This is a genomic window from Aquincola sp. J276 (assembly GCF_024700035.1).
Taxonomy (GTDB): domain Bacteria; phylum Pseudomonadota; class Gammaproteobacteria; order Burkholderiales; family Burkholderiaceae_C; genus Aquincola; species Aquincola tertiaricarbonis.
In genome coordinates, this window is record NZ_JAJONC010000002.1 from 830,312 (window position 1) to 857,054 (window position 26,743).

The following is a 26,743-nucleotide window of genomic DNA, read 5'->3' on the forward strand; positions in this document are numbered from 1 at the left end:
GGAGTGTGTGCATGCCCGAGCCGGCCGAAGAACTGTCCGTATCGCAGCTGGTGCTGCAGGCCAAGCAGCTGGAGATCGACGCGGTGCGGCAGCTGGCCGACCGCGCCGAGCTGGTGGATGCCATCGGCCACCTGATCCACGGCCTGCAGCGCGAGCGCGGCGCCACCAGCATCTTCCTGGCCTCGGGCGGCCAGCGCTTTGCCGATGTCCGCGAGCAGGCCATGGCCGAGGCCGACGAGGCCGACCGCCAGCTGCGCCGGCTGCTGGCGCTGCAGCTGCAACCGGCCCAGGGCCCGACCGCGCCGATGCTGTCGCTCATCGCCTGGGTGCTGCTGGGCCTGCAGTCGCTGCCGGCGCTGCGGGCGCAGGTGCAGCGCCAGCAGATGGAGGCGGCCGATTCGGTGGCCGCCTACAGCCGGCTGATCGCCGGGCCGGTGGAGCTGATCTTCCACATTGCCGATGCGGCCCGGCTGCCCGGGGCTTCTCGGCTGCTGGTGGCGCTGCTGCACCTGGTGCAGGCCAACGAGGCCGCCGGCCAGGAAAGGGCACTGGGTGCGGTGCTGTTCGCCTCCGGCCGCTGCGCCGAGGCCTTGCAGCAGCGGGTGATGCACCTGATCGATGCGCAGGACCGCAGCCTGCAGGTCTTCGCCGACTTCGCCGACGAGGCGCTGCGCGCCGATTGGGAAGCGCAGCAGCTCACGCCCGATGCCGCGCGGCTGGAGCGGCTGCGCCGCATGCTGTCCACTGCACGGCCGGAAGCACCGCTGGACAGCCGCCACAGCCAGGCCTGGTTCGACGCCTGCAGCGCCCGCATCGACAGCCTGTGGCAGCGGGTGCTGGCCGTCATCGGCCAGCTGCGCGCCGAATGCGAGGCGCAGCGGTTGCGCGCCGAGCAGGCGCTGCAGGATTCCGAAGGCCTGCTGCAGGGCCTGCGCAGCCATCCGCCGCAGCATGCGGATGCGGTGGCCCGCTTCTTCGATAGCCGCCACCGCCCCGAGGCCGCGCCCGGCCTGCCCGACGCCACACTCACGCCCGCCGGCGAGAGCCATGCGCTGATGGAACTGCTGCAGGCGCAGGCGGCGCGGCTGGCCGCGATGGAAGCCGAGCTCGACACCGCCCGCCGCACGCTGCATGAGCGCAAGGTGATCGAGCGCGCCAAGGGCGTGCTGATGTCGCGCATGGGCATGACCGAGGAGGCCGCCTTCCGCGCGCTGCAGAAGACCTCGATGGACCAGAACCGCCGGCTGCTGGACGTGGCCGAGGCCACGCTGTCGCTGCCGGACTTCGCGTTTGCGCCGGCGCGCGCGACTTGATAGCGCCGTTTTGATCTGATCACAGACTCCCCCACTTTCTTGTCGGTGTCCGTGGCCGGACACTGGCCACGGGCGATCACGAGACGACGCCCGAGCGAGGCGGCGCGGAAGCCGACCGTGGAGACAAGATGGGTCAGACCAACAACTACCTGCCGGTGCGCGACGACTGGCTGAAATCCCGCCAGGAAGACGTCCTCGAAGCCGACCTGGCCATCATCGACGCCCATCACCACTTCTACGACCGGCCCGGCTGGCGCTACCTCGATGAGGACTACCGCGCCGACGCTGCCTCGGGCCATGCGGTGCAGGCCTCCGTCTACATGCAGGCGCTCACGCGCTATCGCACCGACGGGCCAGTGGCCTGCCAGCCCGTCGGCGAGACGGCGTACGTCGCGGCGGTCACCGAGAACCGCAGCCCCGTCCAGGTGGCCGCCGGCATCGTCGGGCATGCCGACCTGCGGCTCGGCGATGCGGTGCAGGGCGTGCTGGAGGCCCACATCGCGGCCGGCCGGGGCCGCTTCCGGGGCATCCGCCACCTGACGACCTGGGACGCCGACACCTCGCTCGCCAACCCGGCCACCGCCGCGCCTGCCGGCCTGCTGTTGGACAGCGCGTACCGCGCGGGGCTGGCGCAGCTGGCACCGCTGGGCCTGTCGTACGACGCCTGGCTGTTCTTCCCGCAGCTGACCGAGCTGCTGGCCACCGCACAGGCCTTTCCCGACACCACCATCGTCGTGAACCATTGCGGCGGCATCGTCCGCATCGGCGCCTATCAGGGCCGTGAGGAGGAGGTGTTCCGCCGTTGGCGCGATGCCATGGGCGCGCTGGCCCGGCTGCCGAACGTGCACGTCAAGCTGGGCGGGCTGGGCATGCGGATCAACGGCTTCGGCTTCGAGGCGCTGCCGGTCGCGCCTTCGTCCGAACACCTCGCCCGCCACTGGAAGCCGTGGATCGAGACCTGCATCGAAGCCTTCGGCGCCGAACGCTGCATGTTCGAGAGCAATTTCCCGGTCGACAAGGGTTCCTGCAGCTACCACGTCGTCTGGAACGCCTTCAAACGGCTGGCCGCCGGCTGCAGCCCCGACGAGAAGCAGGCGCTGTTCTCGGGCACGGCCAAGCGCGTGTACCGCCTGGACTGAACCCTCCCTTCGGGCCGTTGGGCCTTGCCCCGGCGCCCTCCCCGACCCGAGCGCCGTCCCCCGCGAAACCCACGTCGTCACGGTCGACTGAACATCACCCAAGGACCACCACCATGACTCGATTGCAACGCCGCCGCTTCGCCGCCCTGCTCCTTGCCCTGACGGGCGCCGGCAGCGCATTCGCGCAGGCCTACCCCGCCAAACCCATCTCCGTCGTCGTGCCCTACGCGGTGGGCGGCACCACCGACATCGTCGCCCGCATCGTCACCGCCCAGATCGGCAACAGCCTGGGTCAGACGCTGGTCGTCGAGAACAAGGCCGGCGGCGGCGGCAACATCGGCTGGGGAACCGTGGCGCGCGCCGCGCCCGATGGCTACACGCTGCTGACCACCGAGATGTCGTTCACCATCGCGCCGTCGCTGGGCATCAAGCAGCCCTTCGATGCGTCCAAGGACTTCACGCACGTCGTCACGGCTGCCTCGGCGCCGCACGTGCTGGTCATCAACCCCGGCGTGCCGGCCAAGACGGTGCAGGAATTCATCGCCGTGGCCAAGGCCAGCCCGGGCAAGTTCAACTACGGCTCCGGTGGCAATGGCACCAACACCCACCTGGGCGGCGAACTGTTCAAGAACGCGGCCGGCGTGGACCTCGTGCACGTGCCGTACAAGGGGGCGGGCGCGGTGCTGCAGGACCTGATGGGCGGCCAGGTGCAGGCGCTGGTCACGTCCTTGCCGACGGCGCTTCCCCACATCCGCTCGGGCAAGCTGCGGGCGTTGATGGTCACCAGCGACAAGCGCTCACCCCTGCTGCCGGATGTGCCGTCGGCCAAGGAAGCGGGTCTGCCCAAGGTGGTGATGGACTTTTGGGTCGGCTTTGCGGTGCCCGCCGCCACGCCGCAACCGGTGGTGGACAAGCTCAACAAGGCCGTCACGGATGCATTGGCTTCTGCCGATGGACGCCGGCTGCTGGCCGAGCAGGGCCTGGAGCCGGCGTCGAACACGCCCGCCCAGGCGGCGCAGCTGGTTCAGGGCGAGATGAAGCGCTGGGGCGCCGTGGTGAAGGCCGCCGGCATCAAGGCCGATTGATCAGGAGACGACCGTGTCAACCAAGCCCCTGCATGGCATCCGGGTGCTCGACCTGACCAACGTGCTGGCCGGCCCCTTCGCCTGCCACCAGCTGGCGCACATGGGCGCCGACGTGATCAAGGTCGAGACCGTGGGCACCGGCGATCTGGCGCGTCAGCTCGGCGGCGACGTGACGCTGAGCAAGCGGAACATGGGCGTGTCCTTCCTGGCCCAGAACCCGGGCAAGCGCTCCCTGACGCTGAACCTCAAGCACGCCAGCGGCAAGGCGGTGTTCCGCCGCCTGGTACGCACGGCCGACGTCGTGATGGAGAACTTCCGCCCTGGCGTGATGGACCGGCTGGGGCTGGGCCATGCCGAGCTGATGAAGGAGAACACACGCCTGGTGTACTGCGCGATCTCCGGCTTCGGCCAGGATGGGCCGCTGCGCGACCTGCCCGCGTATGACCAGATCATCCAGGGCATGTCGGGGATCATGAGCGTGACCGGCGCGCCCGAGAACGCGCCCTACCGCGTCGGTTATCCGGTCGCCGACACCATCGGCGGCATCACCGCCGCCTTTGCGGTGGCCGCTGCGCTGGCCGATCGCCGGCGCACCGAAGGCGTGTTCATCGACGTCTCGATGCTGGAGGCCGCGATGGCCACGATGGGATGGGCCGTGTCCAACCACCTGATCGCCGATCGCGACCCACAGCCCATGGGCAACGACAACGTCACGGCCAGCCCTTCGGGCACGTTCAAGACCGGGCACGGACTGCTGAACATCGCCGCCAACAAGCAGGAGCAGTTCGAAGCAGTCTGCACCGTGCTGGGCCACCCGCAATGGGCACAGGACCCGCGCTTCGTCGACCGCCACGCACGCCTGGCCCACCGCGAAGACTTGCGCACGCTGATGGAGCAGGCGATGGCCGGCGAGTCGGCCGAGGTCTGGTGGGCTCGACTCAACGAGGCGGGTGTGCCCGCCGGGCCGGTGTACACCGTGCCCCAGGCGCTGGCCCATCCGCAGATCGCCGGGCGCGGCATGCTGGCCACCTTCAAGGAAGCACCCGGCGTGGGCCGCGACATCCGCGTGGTGCGCACCGGCTTCAAGCTCAATGGCCAGGCGCCGTCGGTGGACACACCGCCACCGCTGCTAGGCCAGCACAACGACGAGATCCTTGCGGAGCTGGGCTGCACCCCCGCGGAGATCCAGGCGTTGAAGGATGAACGGATCGTTTGAACCCGGTCCCGTGCGCCGCCGCACCGGCAAGGTCACCGCTTCACGACCGCCTTGCGCGCCGCCTGCACCAGCGCCTTGATCAGGCGCGTGCGCACCGAGGCGCGCGGCCAGATGACCCCCAGGCGCCGCCGGTAAGGGTCGTCGACGGGGATGCGTGCGACCCGCAAGCCCCGCAGCCAGGGCACTGACGCGTCGGGCGCCAGCGACACGCCCAGGCCGCGGTCGACCAGCATGGCGATGGCAGGCAGCGAGCTGAGCGTGAAGCGCTGGCGCGGCACGATGCCGGCCTTGCGCAGGAACATGTCGGCCTGCTTGCCGCCACTGAGCGCGCGGTCGTAGCGGATGAACGGCTCTTCGCGCAGCAGCGCAAGGGCATCCCGGCCGGCCCAGCGCGGCGGCGCCATGACCACGAGCGGCTCATCGGTCAACTCATCCCATTGCAGGGTCTTGGGCAACTGGAAGGGCGGGTGCAGCGAGATGGCCACGTCCAGCTCACCGCGAAGCACGGCGTCATACAGGTCGCTGGAGACACCCGAGCGGATGGTGACCGCGGCGTCGGGATAAGCGGCGACGAAGCCGGCGAGCACCGCCGGCATCACGCTGTGCAGGGCGGTGTTGATGGCGCCGAGCCGCAGTTCGCCGGTGGCAGCCTCGTCGCTGAGCGCGGCCTTCAGGTCGCCGATCTCCTGCAGCACCCTGCCCGCACGCGCAGCCAATGCATGACCTGCCTCGGTCAGCGCCACGGTGCGGCCCGCGCGCACCACCAGCCGCACGCCCAGCTCGCGCTCGAGCAGCTTCAGCTGGTGCGCCACGGCGGCGGGCGTGATGTCCAGGCGGCGCGCGGCCTCGGACATCGAGCCTGCTTCGACGACGAGAAGAAAGGTGCTGAAGTAGGCGGTTTCCACGGCGGCCATTGTCGAGCCGGCGTGACGTTCGGAACGGGGTCTGCTGCGGGTGCTGCTGCTCACCCCGGGGCGCTGAAGCGCGTGTCAGACACGTCCTACAACGCAGACGCACGATTGCCGATTGGCGCCGTCGCGGCCGTCTGACAGATTTCGTTATCTGAAAAATGGGGCGGAGACCATGCCGAGCGGGACGACAAGCATGCGAGGGCGCTGCCGCGGCAGCGTGCGCGGGATGGAGACATGGCGAGCGGGAGGACACCGCGATGAGTGCCGAGCTGAGTACGATGCCCGCCGCCAGCCGGGCCGATGGCCGCAACCGCCAGGTGCTGGCGGCGATGGTGGCCCTGCGTGACGGCGACTTCAGCCGCCGCCTGCCCGACGACTGGGACGGCGTGGAAGCCGAGATCGCCCGCGCCTTCAACCAGACCATCGCACAGCAGGCGCGCATCTCGGCCGAGGTGGAACGGCTGAGCGAGACGGTGGGCAAGGAAGGCCGGCTGCGCCAGCGCATGACCCTGCCCGGCGCGGTGGGCGGCTGGGCCGGCAACGTCGATGCCATCAACACCCTGATCGACGACCTGGTGCGGCCCACGGCCGAGATCGCCCGCACCATCGGCGCGGTGGCCAAGGGCGACCTGGGCCAGGCGATGGAGCTGGAAGTGGACGGCCGCGAGCTGCGCGGCGAGTTCCTGCGCTCGGCGCGGCTGGTCAACACCATGATCCAGCAGCTGTCGGTGTTCACCTCGGAAGTGACGCGGGTGGCGCGCGAGGTGGGCATCGAGGGCAAGCTGGGCGGCCAGGCGCAGGTGCGCGGCGTGTCGGGCGTGTGGAAGGAGCTGACCGACTCGGTCAACCAGATGGCCGGCAACCTCACGGCCCAGGTGCGCAACATCGCCGAGGTGACCATCGGCGTGGCCAACGGCGACCTGTCCAAGAAGATCACGGTGGACGTGCGCGGCGAGATCCTGCAGCTGAAGGAGGCCACCAACACCATGGTGGACCAGCTGCGCTCCTTCGCCTCGGAGGTGACCCGCGTGGCGCGCGAGGTGGGCACCGATGGCCGACTGGGCGGCCAGGCGGTGGTGCCCGGCGTGGCCGGCACCTGGAAGGACCTGACCGACTCGGTCAACGCCATGGCCACCAACCTCACGGCCCAGGTGCGCAACATCGCCACCGTGACGACGGCGGTGGCGCGCGGCGACCTGAGCCGCAAGATCACGGTGGACGTGAAGGGCGAGATCCTGGAGCTGAAGGAAACCATCAACACGATGGTGGACCAGCTCAACGGCTTCTCGTCGGAAGTGACGCGGGTGGCCCGCGAGGTGGGCACCGAAGGCCGCCTGGGCGGCCAGGCCGCGGTGCCCGGCGTGGCCGGCACCTGGAAGGACCTGACCGACTCGGTCAACTCCATGGCCAGCAACCTCACCGGCCAGGTGCGCAACATCGCGGGCGTGGCCACCGCCATCGCCAAGGGCGACCTCTCGTCGAAGATCACGGTGGAGGTCAAGGGCGAGATCCTGGCGCTGAAGAACACCATGAACACCATGGTGGACCAGCTCAACGGCTTTGCCGGCGAGGTGAGCCGCGTGGCCCGCGAGGTGGGCACCGAAGGCAAGCTGGGCGGCCAGGCGGTGGTGCCCGGCGTGGCCGGCACCTGGAAGGACCTGACCGACAACGTCAACTTCATGGCCAGCAACCTGACTGGCCAGGTGCGCAACATCGCCGAGGTGACCACGGCAGTGGCCAACGGCGACCTCTCCAAGAAGATCACCGTGGACGTGCGCGGCGAGATCCTGGAGCTGAAGAACACCATCAACACCATGGTGGACCAGCTCGGCGGCTTTGCCTCCGAGGTGACGCGGGTGGCCCGCGAGGTGGGCACCGAAGGCAAGCTGGGCGGCCAGGCCGAGGGCCGCGGCGTGGCCGGCATCTGGAAGGACCTGACCGACTCGGTCAATGCGATGGCCACCAACCTGACCAGTCAGGTGCGCAACATCGCGGAAGTGACCACCGCCGTGGCCAACGGCGACCTGTCCAAGAAGATCACCGTGGACGTGCGCGGCGAGATCCTGGAGCTGAAGAACACCATCAACACCATGGTGGACCAGCTCAACGCCTTCGCCGGCGAAGTGAGCCGCGTGGCCCGCGAGGTGGGCACCGAAGGCAAGCTGGGCGGCCAGGCCGAGGTGCCCGGCGTGGCCGGCACCTGGAAGGACCTGACCGACAACGTCAACTCCATGGCCAGCAACCTCACCGGCCAGGTGCGCAACATCGCCGACGTGGCCACCGCCGTGGCCAACGGCGACCTGTCGAAGAAGATCACGGTGGACGTGAAGGGCGAGATCCTGGAGCTGAAGAACACCCTCAACACGATGGTGGACCAGCTCAACGGCTTCGCATCCGAGGTGAGCCGCGTGGCCCGCGAGGTGGGCACCGACGGCAAGCTGGGCGGCCAGGCGGTGGTGCCCGGCGTGGCCGGCACCTGGAAGGACCTGACCGACAACGTCAACTTCATGGCCAGCAACCTGACCGGCCAGGTGCGCAACATCGCCGACGTGGCCACCGCCATCGCCCGCGGCGACCTGTCCAGCAAGATCACGGTGGAGGTGCGCGGCGAGATCCTGGCGCTGAAGAACACCCTCAACACCATGGTGGACCAGCTCAACGGCTTCGCCTCCGAGGTGACGCGGGTGGCCCGCGAGGTGGGCACAGACGGCAAGCTGGGCGGCCAGGCCCAGGTGCCCGGCGTGGCCGGCACCTGGAAGGACCTGACCGACAACGTCAACTCCATGGCCAGCAACCTCACCGGCCAGGTGCGCAACATCGCGGACGTGGCCACCGCCATCGCCCGCGGCGACCTGAGCCGCAAGATCACGGTGGACGTGAAGGGCGAGATCCTGCAGCTCAAGGAAACCATGAACACCATGGTGGAGCAGCTGGGCGCCTTCGCCTCCGAGGTGAGCCGCGTGGCGCGCGAGGTGGGCACCGAGGGCAAGCTGGGCGGCCAGGCCGCGGTGCCCGGCGTGGCCGGCACCTGGAAGGACCTGACCGACAACGTCAATTCCATGGCCAGCAACCTGACCGGCCAGGTGCGCAACATCGCGGAGGTGACCATCGCGGTGGCCAACGGCGACCTGTCCAAGAAGATCACGGTGGACGTGCGCGGCGAGATCCTTCAGCTCAAGGAGACCATCAACACGATGGTGGAGCAGCTGCGCTCCTTCGCATCGGAAGTGACGCGCGTGGCCCGCGAGGTGGGCACCGAGGGCCGGCTGGGCGTGCAGGCAGTGGTGCCCGGCGTGGCCGGCACCTGGAAGGACCTGACCGACTCGGTCAACACCATGGGCGCCAACCTCACCGCGCAGGTGCGCAACATCGCCGAGGTGACCACCGCCGTGGCCCGCGGCGACCTGAACCGCAAGATCACGGTGGACGTGAAGGGCGAGATCCTGGAGCTGAAGAACACCATCAACACCATGGTGGACCAGCTCAATGCCTTTGCCGGCGAGGTGACGCGGGTGGCGCGCGAGGTGGGCACCGAGGGCAAGCTGGGCGGCCAGGCCGAGGTGTCCGGCGTGGGCGGTACCTGGAAGGACCTGACCGACAACGTGAACTTCATGGCCAGCAACCTGACCGAGCAGGTGCGCGGCATCGTGAAGGTGGTGACCGCCGTGGCCAACGGCAACCTGACGCAGCGGCTGACGGTGCAGGCCAAGGGCGAGGTGGCGGCGCTGGCCGACACCATCAACGGCATGACCGACACCCTGGCCACCTTCGCCGACCAGGTGACCAACGTGGCCCGCGAGGTGGGCGTGGAAGGCCGGCTGGGCGGCCAGGCCAACGTGCCCGGCGCCTCCGGCACCTGGAAGGACCTGACCGGCAACGTGAACCTGCTGGCGGCCAACCTCACCACGCAGGTGCGCGCCATCGCCGAGGTGGCCACCGCGGTGACCAAGGGCGACCTCACCCGCTCCATCCAGGTGGATGCGATGGGCGAGGTGTCGGAGCTCAAGGACAACATCAACACGATGATCTCGAACCTGCGCGAGACCACCGAGCGCAACCGCGAGCAGGACTGGCTGAAGACCAACGTGGCCAAGTTCACCGGCATGCTGCAGGGCCAGCGCGACCTGCAGGCCGTGAGCCAGATGCTGCTGAGCGAGCTGGCGCCGCTGCTGGACACGCAGCAGGGCACCATCTACCACCTGGCGGGCGGCGGCGAGAGCCCGCAGGCCCAGCTGCGGCTGCTGTCGGCCTATGCCCAGGGCGGCGACCTGGGCGCGGCGCAGTCCATCGCGCTGGGCGAAGGCCTGGTGGGCCAGGCCGCGCTGGAGAAGAAGCGCATCGTGCTGTCCGACATCGAGCCGGAGCAGGTGACCATCGCCACCAGCCTGGTGCAGGCGCGGCGCGTCAGCATCGTGGTGCTGCCGGTGCTGTTCGAAGGCCAGACCAAGGCGGTGATCGAGCTGGCCGCGATCCGCCCGTTCGCCAGCGGCTCGCTGGCCTTCCTGGAGCTGCTCACGCAGAGCATCGGCGCGGTGTTCAACACCATCGAGGCCACCATGCGCACCGAGCGGCTGCTGTCGCAGTCGCAGCAGCTCACGGTGGAGCTGCAGTCCCGCCAGAGCGAGCTGCAGGAAACCAACGAGCAGCTGGGCACCAAGGCCCGGCTGCTGGCCGAGCAGAACGCCGAGGTGGAGCGCAAGAACGCAGAGGTGGAGCAGGCCCGCCATGCGCTGGAGGAAAAGGCGGCCGAACTGGCGCTCACCTCCAAGTACAAGTCGGAGTTCCTGGCCAACATGTCGCACGAGCTGCGCACGCCGCTCAACTCCATCCTGATCCTGAGCCAGCAGCTGGCCGGCAACGGCAGCGGCAACCTGACCGAGAAGCAGGTCGAGTTCTCGCGCAACATCAATTCCTCCGGCTCCGACCTGCTGCACCTGATCAACGACATCCTGGACCTGTCGAAGATCGAGTCGGGCACGGTGACGGTGGAGGTGGAGCCCATCCCGTTCGCGGTGCTGCGCGAGAACATCGAGCGCAACTTCCGCCACGTGGCCGATGCCAAGAACCTGCCGCTGCGGGTGCTGTTCGACGACGACCTGCCGCGCACGCTGGAGACCGACAGCAAGCGGCTGCAGCAGATCCTGAAGAACCTGCTGTCCAACGCGGTGAAGTTCACCAGCCGCGGCCATGTGGAGCTGCGCGTGGGCTATGCCACCGAAGGCTGGAGCAGCGACCATCCGGTGCTGAAGACCGCGCCGCAGGTGGTGGCCTTCGCGGTGGAGGACACCGGCATCGGCGTGCCGCCGGACAAGCAGCGGCTGATCTTCGAGGCCTTCCAGCAGGCCGATGCCGGCACCTCCCGCAAGTACGGCGGCACCGGGCTGGGACTGGCCATCAGCCGCGAGCTGGCCATGCTGCTGGGCGGCGAGATCAAGCTCACCAGCGTGCATGGCGAGGGCAGCACCTTCACGCTGTACCTGCCGCTGACCTTCGCCGCCGGCGAGACCAAGCGGCTGCCGCCGGCCGACCGCCTGCCCGACGACGTGATCGTGCCGCACGGCTTCAGCGTGCTGCCCATCATGCGCGACGCCCAGGTGGCCGACGACCGCGGCAACATCGGCCCCGACGATGCGGTGCTGCTCATCATCGAGGACGACCCGCACTACGCCCGCATCCTGCTGGGCGCCGCGCGCGACCGCGGCTTCAAGGGCCTGGTCGCGCTCAAGGGCGCGCAGGGCCTGGCGCTGGCGCGCGAATACCTGCCCACCGCCATCTCGCTGGACGTGTTCCTGCCCGACATGCTGGGCTGGACCGTGCTCAACCAGCTGAAGCTGGACCCGAGCACCCGCCACATCCCGGTGCAGGTGCTGAGCGTGGCCGACGAGGACCGCAACCACGGGCTGGCGCACGGCGCCTTCTCGTACCTGGTGAAGTCGCCCACCAGCGAGGGCATGGAGGCCGGGCTGGACCGCATCAAGCAGTTCACCGCGCCGCGCACCCGCCGCCTGCTGGTGGTGGAGGACGACGAGCGAGAGGCCGCCGCCATCGAGGCCCTGCTGGGCCATGACGACATCCAGATCGACACCGTGGGCACCGGCACCGAGGCGCTGGCCGCGCTGTCCGCGCAGGCGGTGGACTGCGTGGTGCTGGACCTGCGGCTGCCCGACATGAGCGGCTTCGAGCTGCTCAAGCGGCTGCAGGCCGACCGCACGCTGGCGGAGATCCCGGTGGTGGTGTTCACCGGCCGCGAGCTGAGCGACGACGACCGCGCCCAGCTGCGCTCGATGGCCAAGAGCATCGTGTTGAAGGACGTGCAGTCGCCCGAGCGGCTGCTGGACGAGACGGCGCTGTTCCTGCACCGCACCGTCACCGCGCTGCCGCCGGACAAGCAGCAGATGCTGGAGCGGCTGCACCACTCCAGCGACTGGCTGCGTGGCCACAAGGTGCTGGTGGTGGACGACGATGCGCGCAACATCTTCGCGCTGACCACGCTGCTGGAGAACCAGGAGATGGAGGTGGTGAGCGCCACCAACGGCCGTGACGCCATCCGGCTGATCGAGGAGTCGGACGACATCGGCATCGTGCTGATGGACATCATGATGCCGGACATGGACGGCTACGAGACCATGCGCGAGATCCGCAAGCATCCGCGCCTGCGCAACCTGCCGATCCTGGCGCTGACGGCCAAGGCGATGAAGGGCGACCGCGAGAAGTGCCTGGAGGCCGGCGCCAGCGACTACATCTCCAAGCCGGTGAACACCGCGCAGCTGCTGTCGCTGATGCGGGTGTGGCTGTTCCGATGACCTCTCACGAGCCCGTCAACATCCTCATCGTCGACGACGAGCCCGCCAACCTGGTGGTGCTCGAGACCGTGCTCGACGATCCGGGCTACCGGCTGGTGCGCGCGGATTCGCCCGACCAGGCGCTGCTGGCGCTGGTGCAGGAGGAGTTCGCGCTGCTGATCCTGGACATCCGCATGCCGGGCATGACCGGCTTCGAGCTGGCGCAGATGATCAAGGAGCGCAAGAAGACGGCCGGCGTGCCCATCATCTTCCTCACCGCCTACTACGACCGCGACCAGCATGTGCTGGAAGGCTACGGCACCGGCGCGGTGGACTTCCTGAACAAGCCGGTGAACCCGGCGGTGCTGCGCTCCAAGGTGTCGGTGTTCGTGGAGCTGCACCGGCAGAGCCGCGCGCTGAGCCGCGCCAACCAGGAACTTCGCGACCTGAACCAGACGCTGGAGCAGCGCGTGGCCGAGCGCACCGAGGCGCTGCACCGCGCCGACCGCCAACTGCGCGAGATGATGGGCAGCATCACCGATGGCCTGCTGATGCTGGACCGCGAATGGCGCTTCACCTATGCCAACGAGCGCGGTGCTCGGCTGATGGGCGCCAGCCCCGAGGAGCTGGACGGCACCTGCCTGTGGCAGCCGCCGGCGCGGGTGTCGGAGCATTCGGCCGGCTGGTACCGCCGCGCGCGGGAGGAAGGCCGCACCCTGTCCTTCGACGAATACTTCCTCGAGCCGGTGGACAAGTGGTTTCAGTGCCACTGCTATCCGTCGGAAGCCGGCCTGTCGATCTACTTCCTGGACGTGACCGAGCGGCGCGAGGTGGACGTGCGGCGCGAGCGACTGTTCGCCGCCGAGCAGGCCGCGCGGGAGGAAGTGGAACGCGTGGCGCGGGCCAAGGAGGCCTTCCTCGCCTCGCTGAGCCACGAGCTGCGCACGCCACTGGCCGCCATCCTGGGCTGGACGGCCATCCTGCGCCGGCCCAAGACCGATGCGGCCATGCTGCAGCGGGGCATCGAGGTCATCGCGCGCAATGCGCGGGCGCAGTCGCAACTGGTGTCGGACCTGCTGGACGAAAGCCGCATCGTCTCCGGCAAGCTGCGCATGAACTTCGAGCTGCTGGACCTGAACGGCGTGGCCGCCGCGGCGGTGGACAACGCGCGGCCGGCGGCGCAGAACAAGGGCGTGGAGATCGCGCTGCAGCTGGCCGAGGCGCCGCCCCTGGAGATCATGGGCGACACCGCACGGCTGCACCAGATCGTGTCCAACCTGATCGCCAACGCCCTGAAGTTCACGCCGGCCGGAGGCCGGGTGCAGGTGTCCACGGCGCAGGAGGGCGCGGTGGTGCGGCTGCAGGTGTGCGACACCGGCGAAGGCATCCGGCCGGAGTTCCTGCCGCATGTGTTCGAGCGCTTCAGCCAGGCCGACGGCTCGGCCGCGCGGGCCCATGGCGGCCTGGGGTTGGGCCTGTCCATCGCCCACAGCCTCGTGGAGCAGCATGGCGGCCGCATCAGCGCCCACAGCCCCGGCGTGGGCCAGGGCACCTTGTTCACCGTGGAATTCCCGCGGGCGCGGGCCGATGCCCGCACGGCGGGCCCGCCGCCGGCGGCGGCGGTGTCCGATGCCGAGCCCTGGGAGGCGGCCGAGGCCGCGGCCCTGGGCATCGACGACGTGAGCCTGCAGCGGCTGCGGGTGCTGCTGGTGGACGACCATGCCGACGTGCTGGAGGTGCAGCGCCGCTTCCTGGAAGACCGCGGCGCGGTGGTGAGCACCGCCAACTCGGGCGAGCAGGCGCTGGAATCACTGCGCCAGCACCGCTTCGACATCCTGCTGAGCGACCTGGGCATGCCGGGCATGGACGGCTACCGGCTCATCGAGCTGGTGCGCGGCGAACTGGGCCTGGGTGCCGAGCAGCTGCCGGCGGTGGCGGTGACGGCCTTCGTGCGGGCCGAGGACAAGCGCAATGCGGTGGAAAGCGGCTACCAGACGGTGGTGCAGAAGCCGGTCAATGCGGTGTCGCTGGCGCGTACGGTCTACGGCCTGGCGCGCCGGCGCTGAGCTGGATGGCCGTCTTCAGCTGCTGCACCGCATGCAGCAGCAGGCGGTCGTCCTGCTCATGCAGGTCGGCGCCGTCGCCCAGCACGCCCAGCAGCCATTCCAGGTGCTGCAGCTGCAGCTGCGGATCGCGGGTGGGCGCCAGCACATGGCGCAGGTAGTGCGCCACGGCCGGGTCGATCTGGAGGCCGCCCTCGTCGATGCGGACGTAGTCGAAGGCGGTGCGGATGGGGGTGTTGCTCAGCATGGGTGGGCCTCGTGGCGGGCACAACGCACGCCTGGCCGCCATCATGGCCAACCCCGTCCGCGGGCAAGCCGCGGAACAGGGCCCCAACCGGGCCGCACTTCGGCCTCAAGTGCGCATCAGGCCGCGATCACGTCCTTGCCGCCACGGTCCCAGTGGCGGTGCACCGCGATGTCGGCCACGAAGGCCTGGGCCAGCGCGCCGGCCCCGTCGGCCGGTGCCAGCTGGATGCCGGGACGGCGGGCGCCCGGCGCCTGCGGCGGCAGCACGCCGGCCGAGGCCAGCAGGTCCGCGCCCTCGCCCAGCGCGGCGATGGGCTTGGCATGCTTGAAGGCCTCGCGCACGAAGTGCACCGCATCGGCCGAGCCCTTGAGCGCGGCCACGCTGGCCGCGCCGCCCGGCACCAGCACCGCATCGAACACCACCGAAGGCTGGGTGACGATGAGATCGTCCACCGGCACGCTGCCGCCGGCCGCATCCCGCACCTCGCCCAGCCGGCTGGACAGCACCCGCACCTTGGCGCCGGCGCTCATCAGCGCCGACTTCACCGCCTGCAGGCCGGCGGCATCCACGCCGGGCGCCACCAGCACCGCCACCTTGCGGCCGGCGATGCTCTTGGGGTTGTTGCGGGCCAGCATGCTGAGCGCCGGCGAAGGCGCATAACGGCGGGCCGGCGTGCGCGGGCTGGCCGGCGGCACCGGCATGCCCAGCACCTCGGCCACGCGGGCGGCCAGCGTGGCATCCACGTTCACCAGGTTGGCCAGCATGCGCTGGCGCACCGCCGGCACCGCCACCTTGCCCAGCTCGAATTGCAGCGCCTCCACGATGTGCTGCTGCTCCACCGGCGTCTGGCTCTGCCAGAACAGGGTGGCCTGCGAATAGTGGTCGCCGAAGGATTCCGAGCGCTTGCGCAGCTTGGTGCCGCTGACCGGCACCGCGGCGCTGGCGAAGCCGCCCTGGTTGGCCGGCACCTCCTTGATCGGCGGCGCATCGATCGAGCTGGGCTCGTAGTTGATGCGGCCCTTGCTGATGGTCTGGCGGTGGAAGCCGTCGCGGTTCATGTTGTGCACCGGCACCACCGCGCGGTTGATCGGGATCTCGTGGAAGTTGGGGCCGCCCAGCCGGGTGAGCTGGGTGTCCACGTACGAGAACATGCGCCCTTGCAGCAGCGGGTCTTCGCTGACGTCGATGCCCGGCACCAGGTTGCCCACGTGGTAGGCCACCTGCTCGGTCTCGGCAAAGTAGTTGTCCGGGTTGCGGTTGAGCACCATCTTGCCGATGGGCCGCACCGGCACCAGCTCTTCCGGGATGATCTTGGTGGCATCCAGCAGGTCGAAGCCCAGGCGCTCGGCATCGGCCTCCTCCACCACCTGCACGCCCAGCTCCCATTCGGGGAAGGCGCCGGCGTCGATGGCCTCGGCCAGGTCGCGGCGGTGGAAGTCGGGGTCCTTGCCGCCGAGCTTCTGCGCCTCGTCCCAGGCCAGGCCGTGCACGCCGTTGTTCAGCGGCTTCCAGTGGAACTTGACGAAGCGGCTGGTGCCGCGCGCATCCACGAAGCGGAAGCTGTGCACGCCGAAGCCCTCCATCATCCGGTAGGAGCGCGGGATGGCACGGTCCGACATGATCCACATGATCATGTGGGTGGACTCGGGCATCAGCGAGATGAAGTCCCAGAAGGTGTCGTGCGCGGTGGAGGCCTGCGGGATCTCGCGGTCGGCCTCGGGCTTGGCCGCATGCACCAGGTCCGGGAACTTGATCGCGTCCTGGATGAAGAACACCGGGATGTTGTTGCCCACCAGGTCGAAGTTGCCTTCCTGGGTATAGAACTTCACCGCGAAGCCGCGCACGTCGCGCGCGGTATCGGCCGAGCCGCGCGAGCCGGCCACGGTGGAAAAGCGCACGAACACCGGCGTGCGGGCCCGCGGGTCGTTCAGGAAGCCGGCGCGCGTCCAGCGGGCCATCGGCTCGTACACCTGGAAGTAGCCATGGGCCGCGGCGCCGCGGGCATGCACCACCCGCTCGGGGATGCGCTCATGGTCGAACGCGGTCATCTTCTCGCGGAACAGCTGGTCTTCCAGCAGGCTGGGGCCGCGCACGCCGGCCTTCAGCGTGTTCTGGTTGTCCGCGATCTTCAGGCCCTGGTTGCTGGTGAGCTGCTGGCCCGCGTCGACGGTGGTCTCGTGCGCCAGGTCGCCGGCCTTGTCGGTGGGCCGGGTGCCCGAGGGCTGCACCGCGGCCGGGCCGGCGGCCAGCAACGGGGACACGGCCACGCCGGCGGTGGAAGCACTGGCAGCGGCCAGGAAGCGGCGGCGGGAAGGCGCCTCGGCGCGGGGATCGGTGGAATCGGTCATGAAGCCTCTGGTGGTGAACGCATGTCGCGTCGCGCAGTGGCAATGCGCATGCCGCGACCGGTCAGCCACCAGCGGCTGGCGCGGCCTCAGCCCAGCCAGGCCCGGATGCGGGCCGACAGCGTGGGCGTGCTGATGCCGTAGCGGTCGTGCAGCGTGGGCAGCGCGCCGGCATCGAGGAAGCGGTCGGGCAGGCCCGCCAGCTGGAAGCCCGCTGGCTGCACGCGGTGTCGTAGCAGCGTGCTGGCCACCGCTTCGCCCAGGCCGCCGATGACGGAATGGTTCTCGGCCACCACCACCAGCCGGTGCTTGTAGCGCACCGCTTCCACGATGGCCGCCTCGTCCAGCGGCTTGATGGTGGGGCAATGCAGCACCGCCACGCCGATGCCGTCGGCGTGCAAGGCCTCGGCCACTTCCAGCGCGCGCATGGTCATGAAGCCGCTGGCGATCACCAGCACCTCGTTGCCGTCGCGCAGCAGCTTGGCCTTGCCCAGCTCGAAGCGGTAGTCGTATTCGTCCAGCACCAGCGGCACGTTGCCGCGCAGCAGCCGCATGTAGACGGGGCCGGTGTGGGCCGCGATCTGCGGCACTGCCTGCTCGATGTCCAGCGCGTCGCAAGGGTCGACGATGGTCAGGCCGGGGATGCCGCGCATCAGCGCCAGGTCTTCCGTGGCCTGGTGGCTGGGGCCGTAGCCGGTGGTCAGGCCCGGCAGCGCGCAGCACAGCTTGACGTTGAGGTTCTCCTCCGCGATCACCTGGTGGATGAAGTCGTAGGCGCGCCGGGTGCCGAACACCGCATAGGTGGTGGCAAATGGCAGCAGGCCTTCCTTGGCCATGCCGCCGGCGGCGGCCATCAGCAGCTGCTCGGCCATGCCCATCTGGAAGAAGCGCTCGGGATAGGCCTGGCCGAACAGGTGCAAGTCGGTGTACTTGGCCAGGTCGGCAGTCAGGCCGACGATCTCGGGCCGCTGCTCGGCCAGCGCCACCAGGGCCTTGCCGAAGGGCGCGGCCTTGACGCGCTGCCCCTCGCTGGCGATGGAGGCGATCATCGCCGAGGTGGTGAGGCGGGGCTTCTTGTCAGCGACGGTGTTCATTGCACGGCCTCCTCGGGCTGCGTCTGGTCCAGGATCTGCAGCGCCTGCTGCCACTCGGGCGGATCGACGCGGATGAAGTGGTTCTTCTCGCGCTGCTCCAGGAAGGGCACGCCCTTGCCCATTAGCGTGTCGAACAGGATCACGCGCGGACGCGGCTCGGCCAGGTGGCGCGCGCCATCGAAGGCGCGCAGCACCGCGGCCAGGTCGTTGCCATCCACCCGTTGCACATGCCAGCCGAAGGCGGCCCACTTGTCGGCCAGCGGCTCGAAGCCCAGCACCTTGCCCGAAGGCCCGTCGGCCTGCTGGTTGTTGATGTCCACCAGGCACACCAGGTTGGCCAGCCGGTGGTGGGCGGCGCCCATCGCGGCTTCCCAGGTGGAGCCTTCGTCCAGCTCGCCATCGGACATGGAGTTGTAGACAAAGGCCGGGTTGCCCTTGTGGCGCAGCGCCAGCGCCATGCCCACCGCGATGGGCAGGCCCTGCCCCAGCGAGCCGCCGGAGATTTCCATGCCTGGCGTGTAGGTGGCCATGCCCGACATCGGCAACCGGCTGTCGTCGCTGCCGTAGGTCTCGAGCTCCTCCTCGGCGATGGTGCCCGCCTCGATCAGCGCCGCATAGTGCGCAATGGCGTAATGGCCGTGCGACAGCAGGAAGCGGTCGCGGCCTTCCCATTCCGGCTCGGCCGGGCGCAGCTTCAGCGCATGGGCATAGGCCACCGCCAGCACGTCGGCCCAGCCCAGGGCCTGGCCGATGTAGCCCTGGCCCTGCACCTCGCCCATGCGCAGGGCATAGCGGCGGATGCGCCAGGCGCTCTGGCGCAGCCGCGCCAGCAAGTGTTCTTGCTCAGTCATGGAACGTCTCCGGAAGGGAGTTACTTGAGGATGGACGCCGGCACGTAGGACACGAGTGCCAGCACGCCGAAGGCGACGAGGTAGAACGGGCCCAGCTCGCGCACCGTCTGGCCCACCTTCACCTTGGCCAGTGCGCTGGTGATGAACAGCGTGGTGCCCACCGGCGGCGTGTACAGGCCGATGGCCAGGTTGACCACCATCATGATTCCCAGCTGCGTCATGTCCATGCCGATCGCATTGGCCATCGGGACGAACACCGGCGTGAGCAGCAGCACCGCCGCCGGCAGGTCGATGAACATGCCCAGGAACAGCATCATCAGGTTCATCAGCAGCACGATCAGCCAGGCCGCATGCACGTTCTGCTGCACCCAGTTGGCCACGCCGGTGGGCATCTGGTCGTAGGTGAGCAGCCAGCCGATGGCGGCCGAGGCCATGATCACCAGCAGGACCACCCCGGTGGCCAGGCCCGCATGCACCACCGCATCGTTCAGCCGCTTCCAGCCCAGGTCGCGGTAGATCACGGCCGACACCAGGCCGGCGTACAGCGTGGACAGCACGGCCACCTCGGTGGGCGTGGCGATGCCGAAGCGCAGGAAGATGATGATGAGCACCGGCAGCACCACCGCCGGCAGCGCGTACAGCAGATGGCGGCGGAAGGCCGGGCCATTGAACGGCGATGTGTCGCGCGGGAAGTTGCGCCGCCGCCCCACCCACCAGCAGGCCGCCATGAAGCCGCCGCACATCAGCATGCCGGGCAGCACGCCCGCCACGAACAGCGAGGCGATGGAGGCATTGGCGCTGAGCGCGAACAGGATCAGCGGGATCGACGGCGGGATCAGGATGTCGATGGTGGCCGCCGCCGCCAGCGTGGCCGCCGAGAAGGCCGCCGGATAGCCCAGCCGCTTGTGCCAGGGGATGAGCAGCGAACCGATGGCCGAGGCATCGGCCACTGCCGAGCCCGACACGCCGCCGAACAGCGTGGACGACATCACCCCCACCTGGGCCGGCCCGCCGTGGAAGCGGCCGATCAGCGTGGACAGCACGCCGATCAGCGCCTCGCCCAGCTTGCCACCCATCATCAGGGAGCCGGTGAGCATGAAGAACGGGATGGCGATGAGCGGAAAGCTCTGCACCTGCGCCACCATCTGCTGCACCAGCAGGTCCAGCGGCACGCGGTCGGAGCTGGCGGCGGCCGCCAGTGCGGCCACCAGCAGCGCATGGGCGATGGGCATGGCGATCACGGCGCCACCCAGGAACACGAACAGGATCAAGGCAGTCATGGCGGCGTCTCCTGGGCTACCAGTGGGCGGAAGGCACGGGCTGCTCGCCCTCGGCCTGCGGTGCCGGCGGGCCTGCCAGCAGCGCCGACCCGGCGGACTGCAGCGCCAGCACCGCCAGCAGCGCCATGCCCACCATCACGCAGGCATAGGTGATGGAGCCGGGGATCTGCAGGATGGCCGTGCGCTCGTCGTGCACGATCTCCAGCATCTGGAAGGTGGCCCAGCCCAGCGTGGCATAGAGCCCGGCCACGATGAGCCAGCTGGCCACCGCCACCCAGCGCCGCGCGCGCTCGGGCAGCACCTCCACCAGGAAGGTGGTGGTGATGTGCGCGCCGCTGGCCGCGGCCAGCACCACGCCGGCCATCACCAGCCACGGGAACAACAGCTCGGGCACCTCGTTGGCCCACTGCAGGCTGGCGCCGGTGGCATAGCGCAGCACCGTGTTGGCCACCAGGATCACGAAGATCACGGACGTGCTGATCCACAGCACGAGGCGGCACAGCGCCACCACCGCGCGTTCGACTGCGTTCATCGCGGGCCTCCGGCTTCAGTTGCTGCGGGCGGCGGCAACCACCTTCTTCACATAGGGGCCGATGGGGCCGGCGGCCCACTTCTCCTCCACCTTGGCGGTGGCCTTCTCGAAGCCGGCCTTGTCCACGGTGGTGACCTGCACGCCCTTGGCCTTGAGGTCGGCCAGCAGCTTCTCGTCGGCCTCCTGCGACAGCGTGCGCTGCAGCGTGGTGGCCTCGGCCGCGGCCTCGGTCACGGCCTTGCGGTCGGCCTCGGACAGGCGGTCCCAGCTGCGCTTGCTCATCAGCAGCGGCGTCATCTGGAACATGTGGCTGGTCAGGGCCAGGTGCTTCTGCACCTCGTAGAGCTTGCTGGCGTGGAAGTTGGCCAGCGGGTTCTCCTGGCCGTCCACCACGCCCTGCTGCAGCGCCACGTACAGCTCGGCGAACTTGATCTGCTGCGCCTCGGCCCCCAGCGCCTGCATGATGTCGACCAGCACCGCGTCCGGCGGCGTGCGCATCTTCAGGCCCTTGACGTCCTCCACCTTGGCGATCGGCCGCTTGGCATTGGTCATGTGGCGGATGCCGTTGTCCCAGTAGCCCAGCACCACCATGCCCTTGGCGGCCGACTTCTCGGCCAGCTCCTTGCCCAGCGCGCCGTCCAGCACCTTGAAGGCCTGGGCCGAGCTGGCGAACAGGAAGGGCATGCCATAGGCCGCGTACTCCGGCACCGCGGTGGCCACCGCGCCCTGCGAGTTGGCGGTGATGTCCAGCGCGCCGGTGCGCACAGCGGTCACCATCGCGGCGTCGTCGCCCAGCTGGGCCGAAGGCGCCACCTGCACCTCGATGCGGCCGGCGGTCTTCGTCTTCAGCACCTCGGCGAACTTGAGCGCGGCCTCATGCCGCGGATTGCCCGGCGCGGCGCCGTGGCCCAGCGTGAGCTTGACCGGCTGGGCCCCGGCCAGCGCGGGTGCCAGCAGGGCGAAGGCGGCGGCGGTCGCCAGGCGGTGGAAGGTCTTGCGTTGCATGGCTTGTCTCCTGTTGTGGTGGCGGCGGTCAGTGGATCAGCATGCCGCCGTTGACGTCGAGCGTGATGCCGGTGCAATAGGCCGACAGGTCGCTGGCCAGGAACACGCAAGCACCGGCCACGTCGGAAGCCGCACCCAGCCGCGCCAGCGGAATGGTGTCGGCGATCTCCTTCTTGCGCTCGGGCGTGAGCTTGCCCTGGGTGATGTCGGTCTCGATCAGGCCCGGCGCGATGCAGTTGACGCGGATGCCGTCGATGCCGAACTCGCGCGCCATCGCACGGGCCAGGCCCAGCACGCCGGCCTTGGCGGCCGAGTAGTGCGGGCCGCCGAAGATGCCGCCGCCACGCTGCGCCGACACCGACGAGATGCACACGATCGAGCCGCTGCGGCGGGCCTGCATGGAGGGCAGCACCGCCTGCGACATGTGCAGCGTGCCGCGCAGGCTCACGTCCAGGATGCGGTCGTAGTCGGCGCCGGTGATCTCCAGCGTCTTCACAGGCTGGGTGATGCCGGCGTTGTTGACCAGCACGTCCACCTGGCCGAACTGCTCCAGCACCGCGGCGATGGCCCGATCGCAGGAGGCCTTGTCGGTCACGTCGGCCACCAGGCCCAGGTGCGCCGGGCCCAGCTGCGCCGCGGCGGCCGCCGGCGCGGCGCGTTCCAGGTCCAGCAGCACCACGCGGGCGCCCTGCGCGGCCATCTGGCGCGCCGTGGCGAAGCCCAGGCCGTTGAGGCCTGCGCCGCCGGTGATGACGGCCACCTTGTCCTTGAGCAACATCTTCGTCTCCTTGATGGGGTGGCCGAATCTTCGTGGGGGCACCTCCTGAGCACAAGCGACGAGTTGTCAACCTATGATGACGAATCGTCATCCAACGATGGGGTTCACCCTATGGCCGCCGTCCCTCCCGTCGCCAACCTGCTGGCCTTCGAGGCAGTGGCCCGCCGCCGCAGCTTCGCGCTGGCCGCGGCCGAGCTGCACCTCACCGCATCGGCCGTCAGCCACCAGATCACCAAGCTGGAGGCGCAGCTGGGCGTGCGGCTGTTCGAGCGCAGCGCGCACGGCGTGCGGCTGAGCCAGGCCGGCGAGCTGTACCTGGCCCGCGTGGCGGGCGCCCTCACCGCGCTGGTGGCCGCCACCGAGGACCTGAAGCAGGGCGTGGGCAACAGCCTGTACGTGCATTCCGCGCCCAGCCTGGCCAGCCTGTGGCTGATGCCGCGGCTGCGCGGCTTCGCCCAGGCCCATCCCGACATCAGCCTGAACCTGTCGGCGGCCCATACCCACAGCGACTTCGGCCTGGGCCAGGCCGACGTGGACATCCGCTACGGCGTGCCGCAATGGCCCGACCTGGAAGTGGAGCCGCTGTTCGAGGAGCCGGTGCTGCCGCTGGCCAGCCCTGCCTTCATCCGCGAGCACCGGCTCAAGCGCGTGGAGCAGCTGCTGGACGTGCCGCTGGTGCAGAGCAACGTGAGCATCGTGCAGTGGTCGGACTGGTTCCGCGCCTTCAGCGACAAGCGAGCGCCGGAGCGCTTCGCGGTGCGCTTCGACCGCGCACAGATGTCGCTGGACGCCGCCACCCAGGGCCTGGGCGTGGCGCTGGAGAGCGCCATCAATGCGGGCGGCCACCTGGCCGACGGCAAGCTGCGCCCGGTGTTCGGCTTCGACAAGGCGCTGAAGGTGAAGGCGCATTTCGCGGTGTATCCGGCGCGCCATGCCCGCCGGCCGGCGGTGGTGGCCTTCCTCGCCTGGCTGCACAGCGAGGCCAGCCGCACGCGCATCGTGCGCGGGCCCTCGCCGCGGTCGGCGCGCTAGCGGCGCGATTGCAGCGGCCCGCACCCGCGGCCGTGGCCGTGGCCGGCTGCTGCGGCTGACGATGGCGCTGGGCCGCAACGGCACGATCGCGGCGCTGGGCACGGCGCGGACATTGGCCTGGGCCTCCAGCTATTACCTGCCGGCCATGCTGACCGGGCCGATGGCACGCGACCTGGGCGTCGGCGTGCCCACGGTCCTTGCCGCTTTCCCGGTGGCGCTGGTGGTCTCGGCCTGGCTGGCCTGGCCTGGGCACAAGGGCCAGCCGGGCTGTTCGCGACCTGGGTGGTGATGGGCGTCGCCATGGGCGGCGGCCTGTACGAGGCGGCCGGCGCGGCGCTGGTGCGGTTGTACGGGCCGCAGTCGCGTGCCGCGATCACCGGCATCACGCTGGTGGCGGGCTTTGCCAGCACCGTGGGCTGGCCGCTGCCACGCTGCTGGAGGCGGAGCTGGGCTGGCGCGGCGCGTGCATGGCGTCGGCCGGCCTGCACCTGCTGATGGGCCTGCCGCTGGACGCCTGGGGCGCGGGCGCCCTGATGCTGTCGGGCGCCATCGGCCTGCTGGCGGCCGCGGCCTTGGCCGCCGTGCCACGGCCAGTTGCACAGGAATCACAACGGTGACATTTCCTGCAGCACGCTGCTAGACTCCGCCCCACTTGTGTTGGGGAGTAGCCACCGGGTCACGTCGCAGTCAGGACGTCATTCCGGCGCAGTGTCGTCAATACGGGTGTAGTGGCCCTCACTGCACCCCCGGCACTGCTGGCCACGATGTGGGTCGCCCTGGCCCCTCCATCGTCGGCAAGGCAAGACCAGCCTTGGGTCCTTGATGTCTTCCACCGCCTCATGCTTCGGCAAGCGGTGTGTCGGCGCTCGCAACTCACTTCAAAGGCAGGTCATGGAATCCATCGGTTCGCCACTCATGTGGTCGTTGTTCTCGGCGTTCGTGCTCGTCGCGCTGTTCGTCGATTTCTTTGCCATGCGCAAGCAGGGCGCCCACCGCGTCAGCACGAAGGAGGCGGCCATCTGGTCGCTGGTCTGGGTGGGCGTGTCCTTCGTGTTCATGGGCTGGATGTGGTGGTACCTCGGCGGCACCGGCACCGACGAGTCCGCCCGTGCGGTGGCCAACGACAAGTCCCTGGAGTTCCTCACCGGCTACCTGATCGAGAAGGCGCTGGCGGTGGACAACATCTTCGTCTTCCTGATGCTGTTCACCTACTTCGCGGTGCCGGCGGAGTTCCAGAAGAGGGTGCTGATGATCGGCATCCTGGGCGCACTCGTCCTGCGCGCGGTGATGATCCTGGTGGGCGCCTGGCTGATCGCGCAGTTCCACTGGATCCTGTACGTGTTCGGCGCCTTCCTGCTGTTCACCGGCATCAAGATGTGGTGGGCCGCCGGCCAGGAACCCGACCTGGACAACAACCCGGCGCTGAAGTGGATCCGCGGACGCTTCAAGATCTCGCCCACCTATGACGGCGAGAAGATGTTCACCATGGTGGACGGCGTGAAGATGGCCACGCCGCTGCTGGTGGTCATCCTGCTGATCGGCATCGTGGACATCGTGTTCGCGGTGGACAGCATCCCGGCGATCTTCGCGATCACCACCGACCCCTTCATCGTGCTCACCTCCAACGTGTTTGCGATCCTGGGCCTGCGCGCGATGTACTTCCTGCTGGCCAACATGCATGAGCGCTTCCACCTGCTGAGCTACGGCCTGGCCATCGTGCTGGTGTTCATCGGCGCCAAGATGCTGCTGATCGACGTCTACAAGATCCCGGTGGCGGTGTCGCTCGGCTTCACCGCGCTGACGCTGGCCGTCACGATGATCCTGTCGCTGAAGATCCCGCCCAAGGGTGCGCAGCAGGGCGGCGCCTATCCGTTCGGCTCGAAGAAGAAGACCGACGAGCACCGCTGATCTCCTCTGCGGTCGGCCCTACATACTCACAGGTATGTAGGACCGTTCACTGCTGCGGCTGCGCAGTGAAAACACCGATACCGGCGCACTCATACCTACTGGTATGTTCCTTCCAACGAAGGAGCAGTGCGCATGAGCAATTCCCGATGGAAGCAGCGGCCCGAGGGTTCGAACTGGGGTGACTTCGGCGCGGACGACCAGATCGGCCGCATGAACCTGCTCACGCCCGAGCGGCGGTTGGCGGCCATCCGCACGGTGCAGCACGGGCAGACCTTCTGCCTCAGCCTGCCGCTGGACTATCCCGGCGGCAACACCCTCTTCCAGCACCGGAAGGCGCCGCGCTTCTTCCATGAGCGGCGCGGCGAGGGCTTCAACTTCAACTTCAAGCTCTCCAGCGTCTGCAGCTGCTTCTCCGACGTGGTGTCGGACGATGCGGTGATGCTGTACACGCAGTACAGCACCCAATGGGACGGCCTGGGTCATGTGGGCCAGATGTTCGATGCCGACGGCGACGGCCTGCCCGAGAAGGTCTACTACAACGGCTACCGCGCCGGCGTGGAGGTGGTGGGCCCCGACGACGTGGACGACGACTACGGCGCCCACGCCATCGGCATCGAGCGCCTGGCCACCGCCGGCGTGCAGGGCCGCGGCGTGCTGGTCGACCTGGAAGCCATCCACCACCGCGAGCGGGCGCTGGTGGGCTACGACGGCCTGATGGCCGCGCTGGAGCGGCAGGGCGCCACGGTGGAGACGGGCGACTTCCTGTGCCTGTACACCGGCTTCGCCGACCTCATCCTGGAGATGAACAAGCAGCCTGACGGTGACCGGCTGAAGAACAGCTGCGCGGTGCTGGATGGCCGCGACGAGAAGCTGCTGCAGTGGATCACCGACTCGGGCATCGTCGCCATCTGCGCCGACAACTTCGCGGTGGAGGCCTACCCGGCCCAGCCGGGCCAGGGCGATCACTACCCCGGCCTGCCGCTGCATGCGCATTGCCTCTTCAAGCTGGGCCTGAACCTGGGCGAGCTCTGGTACTTCGCCGAGCTGGCGCAGTGGCTGCGCGCGAACCGCCGCTCCACCTTCCTGCTGACCGCACCGCCGCTGCGCCTGCCCGGCGCCGTCGGCTCGCCTGCCACACCGGTGGCCACCGTATGAGGACGAC

The 26,743-nt window shown here is 69.4% G+C and carries 18 protein-coding genes and 1 pseudogene; 10 read left to right on the plus strand and 9 right to left on the minus strand.

Translation table 11 applies throughout. From position 1 onward, the window contains the following. Window positions 1-11: 11 nt before the first annotated feature. The 4 genes from LRS14_RS21740 to LRS14_RS21755 all read left to right on the plus strand — a co-directional run bounded on the left by LRS14_RS21740 (window position 12) and on the right by LRS14_RS21755 (window position 4,753). The gene (locus tag LRS14_RS21740) at window positions 12-1,313 is read left to right on the plus strand and encodes a nitrate- and nitrite sensing domain-containing protein (protein WP_257801068.1); all 1,302 of its coding nucleotides are present in this window, start codon (window positions 12-14) and stop codon (window positions 1,311-1,313) included. A gap of 128 nt (window positions 1,314-1,441) precedes the next feature. Continuing rightward, a complete protein-coding gene (locus LRS14_RS21745; protein ID WP_257801069.1) occupies window positions 1,442-2,452 on the plus strand; it encodes an amidohydrolase in 1,011 nt (336 codons plus the stop codon). Window positions 2,453-2,565: 113 nt separating this feature from the next. Next, entirely contained in the window at window positions 2,566-3,537 is a 972-nt protein-coding gene (locus LRS14_RS21750) for a tripartite tricarboxylate transporter substrate binding protein (RefSeq protein ID WP_046112454.1), read from the plus strand. Window positions 3,538-3,550: 13 nt separating this feature from the next. Continuing rightward, window positions 3,551-4,753, plus strand: a complete 1,203-nt coding sequence (locus tag LRS14_RS21755; RefSeq protein WP_257801070.1) for a CaiB/BaiF CoA-transferase family protein — start codon at window positions 3,551-3,553, stop codon at window positions 4,751-4,753. Window positions 4,754-4,785: 32 nt separating this feature from the next. Here LRS14_RS21755 and LRS14_RS21760 read toward each other — a convergent pair whose 3' ends face one another. Continuing rightward, on the minus strand, window positions 4,786-5,667 hold the full coding sequence (locus LRS14_RS21760; RefSeq protein ID WP_046112456.1) for a LysR family transcriptional regulator: 882 nt from the start codon (window positions 5,665-5,667) through the stop codon (window positions 4,786-4,788). A 254-nt stretch (window positions 5,668-5,921) separates the two neighbouring features. On the opposite strand from LRS14_RS21760, the gene LRS14_RS21765 reads away from it, so the two are divergent. Both LRS14_RS21765 and LRS14_RS21770 read left to right on the plus strand, forming a co-directional pair. After that, entirely contained in the window at window positions 5,922-12,467 is a 6,546-nt protein-coding gene (locus LRS14_RS21765; RefSeq protein ID WP_257801071.1) for a HAMP domain-containing protein, read from the plus strand. Next, entirely contained in the window at window positions 12,464-14,512 is a 2,049-nt protein-coding gene (locus LRS14_RS21770; protein ID WP_257801072.1) for a response regulator, read from the plus strand. Before LRS14_RS21765 ends, LRS14_RS21770 begins: the two co-directional genes overlap by 4 nt. Here LRS14_RS21770 and LRS14_RS21775 read toward each other — a convergent pair. The 8 genes from LRS14_RS21775 to LRS14_RS21810 all read right to left on the minus strand — a co-directional run bounded on the left by LRS14_RS21775 (window position 14,460) and on the right by LRS14_RS21810 (window position 22,641). Beyond that, window positions 14,460-14,756 (minus strand): hypothetical protein, encoded by a 297-nt coding sequence (locus LRS14_RS21775; protein ID WP_257801073.1) that lies wholly within the window; start codon window positions 14,754-14,756, stop codon window positions 14,460-14,462. The two genes, LRS14_RS21770 and LRS14_RS21775, sit on opposite strands and share 53 nt — an antisense overlap. A 116-nt stretch (window positions 14,757-14,872) precedes the next feature. Next, a complete protein-coding gene (locus LRS14_RS21780) occupies window positions 14,873-17,104 on the minus strand; it encodes a catalase (RefSeq protein ID WP_257801074.1) in 2,232 nt (743 codons plus the stop codon). Between the two features lie 86 nt (window positions 17,105-17,190). Beyond that, window positions 17,191-18,195: a transketolase family protein gene (locus tag LRS14_RS21785; protein ID WP_257801075.1), complete on the minus strand. Its 1,005-nt coding sequence runs from the start codon at window positions 18,193-18,195 to the stop codon at window positions 17,191-17,193. Next, on the minus strand, window positions 18,192-19,046 hold the full coding sequence (locus LRS14_RS21790) for a transketolase (RefSeq protein WP_257801077.1): 855 nt from the start codon (window positions 19,044-19,046) through the stop codon (window positions 18,192-18,194). The genes LRS14_RS21785 and LRS14_RS21790 overlap by 4 nt, the downstream gene beginning before the upstream one ends. Before the next feature lie 20 nt (window positions 19,047-19,066). After that, a complete protein-coding gene (locus LRS14_RS21795) occupies window positions 19,067-20,326 on the minus strand; it encodes a TRAP transporter large permease (RefSeq protein WP_046112461.1) in 1,260 nt (419 codons plus the stop codon). A 16-nt stretch (window positions 20,327-20,342) separates the two neighbouring features. Next, window positions 20,343-20,858, minus strand: a complete 516-nt coding sequence (locus tag LRS14_RS21800; RefSeq protein ID WP_257801079.1) for a TRAP transporter small permease — start codon at window positions 20,856-20,858, stop codon at window positions 20,343-20,345. Window positions 20,859-20,873: 15 nt separating this feature from the next. After that, window positions 20,874-21,863 carry a TRAP transporter substrate-binding protein gene (locus LRS14_RS21805; RefSeq protein ID WP_257801081.1) on the minus strand — a complete coding sequence of 330 codons (990 nt, stop codon included), beginning with the start codon at window positions 21,861-21,863 and terminating at the stop codon, window positions 20,874-20,876. Window positions 21,864-21,891: 28 nt separating this feature from the next. Further along, window positions 21,892-22,641, minus strand: coding sequence for an SDR family NAD(P)-dependent oxidoreductase (locus tag LRS14_RS21810; protein ID WP_046112464.1), 750 nt, complete (start codon window positions 22,639-22,641; stop codon window positions 21,892-21,894). 111 nt (window positions 22,642-22,752) lie between these two features. Between LRS14_RS21810 and LRS14_RS21815 the strand changes: the two genes are divergently transcribed. The 4 genes and pseudogenes from LRS14_RS21815 (at window position 22,753) to LRS14_RS21830 (ending at window position 26,736) form a co-directional block, all read left to right on the plus strand. Further along, window positions 22,753-23,673 carry a LysR substrate-binding domain-containing protein gene (locus LRS14_RS21815; protein ID WP_257801082.1) on the plus strand — a complete coding sequence of 307 codons (921 nt, stop codon included), beginning with the start codon at window positions 22,753-22,755 and terminating at the stop codon, window positions 23,671-23,673. Window positions 23,674-23,734: 61 nt separating this feature from the next. Beyond that, window positions 23,735-24,307, plus strand: a pseudogene (locus LRS14_RS21820) (MFS transporter); the annotation flags it as partial. Window positions 24,308-24,564: 257 nt separating this feature from the next. Then, the gene (locus LRS14_RS21825; RefSeq protein ID WP_257801084.1) at window positions 24,565-25,581 is read left to right on the plus strand and encodes a TerC family protein; all 1,017 of its coding nucleotides are present in this window, start codon (window positions 24,565-24,567) and stop codon (window positions 25,579-25,581) included. A gap of 132 nt (window positions 25,582-25,713) precedes the next feature. Further along, a complete protein-coding gene (locus tag LRS14_RS21830; protein ID WP_257801086.1) occupies window positions 25,714-26,736 on the plus strand; it encodes a cyclase family protein in 1,023 nt (340 codons plus the stop codon). Window positions 26,737-26,743: the final 7 nt, after the last annotated feature.

Coding starts and splice junctions, on each gene's coding strand:
- LRS14_RS21830 (WP_257801086.1), top strand. CDS start 25,714: ATGAGCAATTCCCGATGGAAGCAGCGGCCCGAGGGTTCGAACTGGGGT.
- LRS14_RS21785 (WP_257801075.1), bottom strand. CDS start 18,195: ATGAACACCGTCGCTGACAAGAAGCCCCGCCTCACCACCTCGGCGATG.
- LRS14_RS21790 (WP_257801077.1), bottom strand. CDS start 19,046: ATGACTGAGCAAGAACACTTGCTGGCGCGGCTGCGCCAGAGCGCCTGG.
- LRS14_RS21810 (WP_046112464.1), bottom strand. CDS start 22,641: ATGTTGCTCAAGGACAAGGTGGCCGTCATCACCGGCGGCGCAGGCCTC.
- LRS14_RS21775 (WP_257801073.1), bottom strand. CDS start 14,756: ATGCTGAGCAACACCCCCATCCGCACCGCCTTCGACTACGTCCGCATC.
- LRS14_RS21740 (WP_257801068.1), top strand. CDS start 12: ATGCCCGAGCCGGCCGAAGAACTGTCCGTATCGCAGCTGGTGCTGCAG.
- LRS14_RS21795 (WP_046112461.1), bottom strand. CDS start 20,326: ATGACTGCCTTGATCCTGTTCGTGTTCCTGGGTGGCGCCGTGATCGCC.
- LRS14_RS21815 (WP_257801082.1), top strand. CDS start 22,753: ATGGCCGCCGTCCCTCCCGTCGCCAACCTGCTGGCCTTCGAGGCAGTG.
- LRS14_RS21780 (WP_257801074.1), bottom strand. CDS start 17,104: ATGACCGATTCCACCGATCCCCGCGCCGAGGCGCCTTCCCGCCGCCGC.
- LRS14_RS21765 (WP_257801071.1), top strand. CDS start 5,922: ATGAGTGCCGAGCTGAGTACGATGCCCGCCGCCAGCCGGGCCGATGGC.
- LRS14_RS21825 (WP_257801084.1), top strand. CDS start 24,565: ATGGAATCCATCGGTTCGCCACTCATGTGGTCGTTGTTCTCGGCGTTC.
- LRS14_RS21805 (WP_257801081.1), bottom strand. CDS start 21,863: ATGCAACGCAAGACCTTCCACCGCCTGGCGACCGCCGCCGCCTTCGCC.
- LRS14_RS21745 (WP_257801069.1), top strand. CDS start 1,442: ATGGGTCAGACCAACAACTACCTGCCGGTGCGCGACGACTGGCTGAAA.
- LRS14_RS21800 (WP_257801079.1), bottom strand. CDS start 20,858: ATGAACGCAGTCGAACGCGCGGTGGTGGCGCTGTGCCGCCTCGTGCTG.
- LRS14_RS21750 (WP_046112454.1), top strand. CDS start 2,566: ATGACTCGATTGCAACGCCGCCGCTTCGCCGCCCTGCTCCTTGCCCTG.
- LRS14_RS21760 (WP_046112456.1), bottom strand. CDS start 5,667: ATGGCCGCCGTGGAAACCGCCTACTTCAGCACCTTTCTTCTCGTCGTC.
- LRS14_RS21770 (WP_257801072.1), top strand. CDS start 12,464: ATGACCTCTCACGAGCCCGTCAACATCCTCATCGTCGACGACGAGCCC.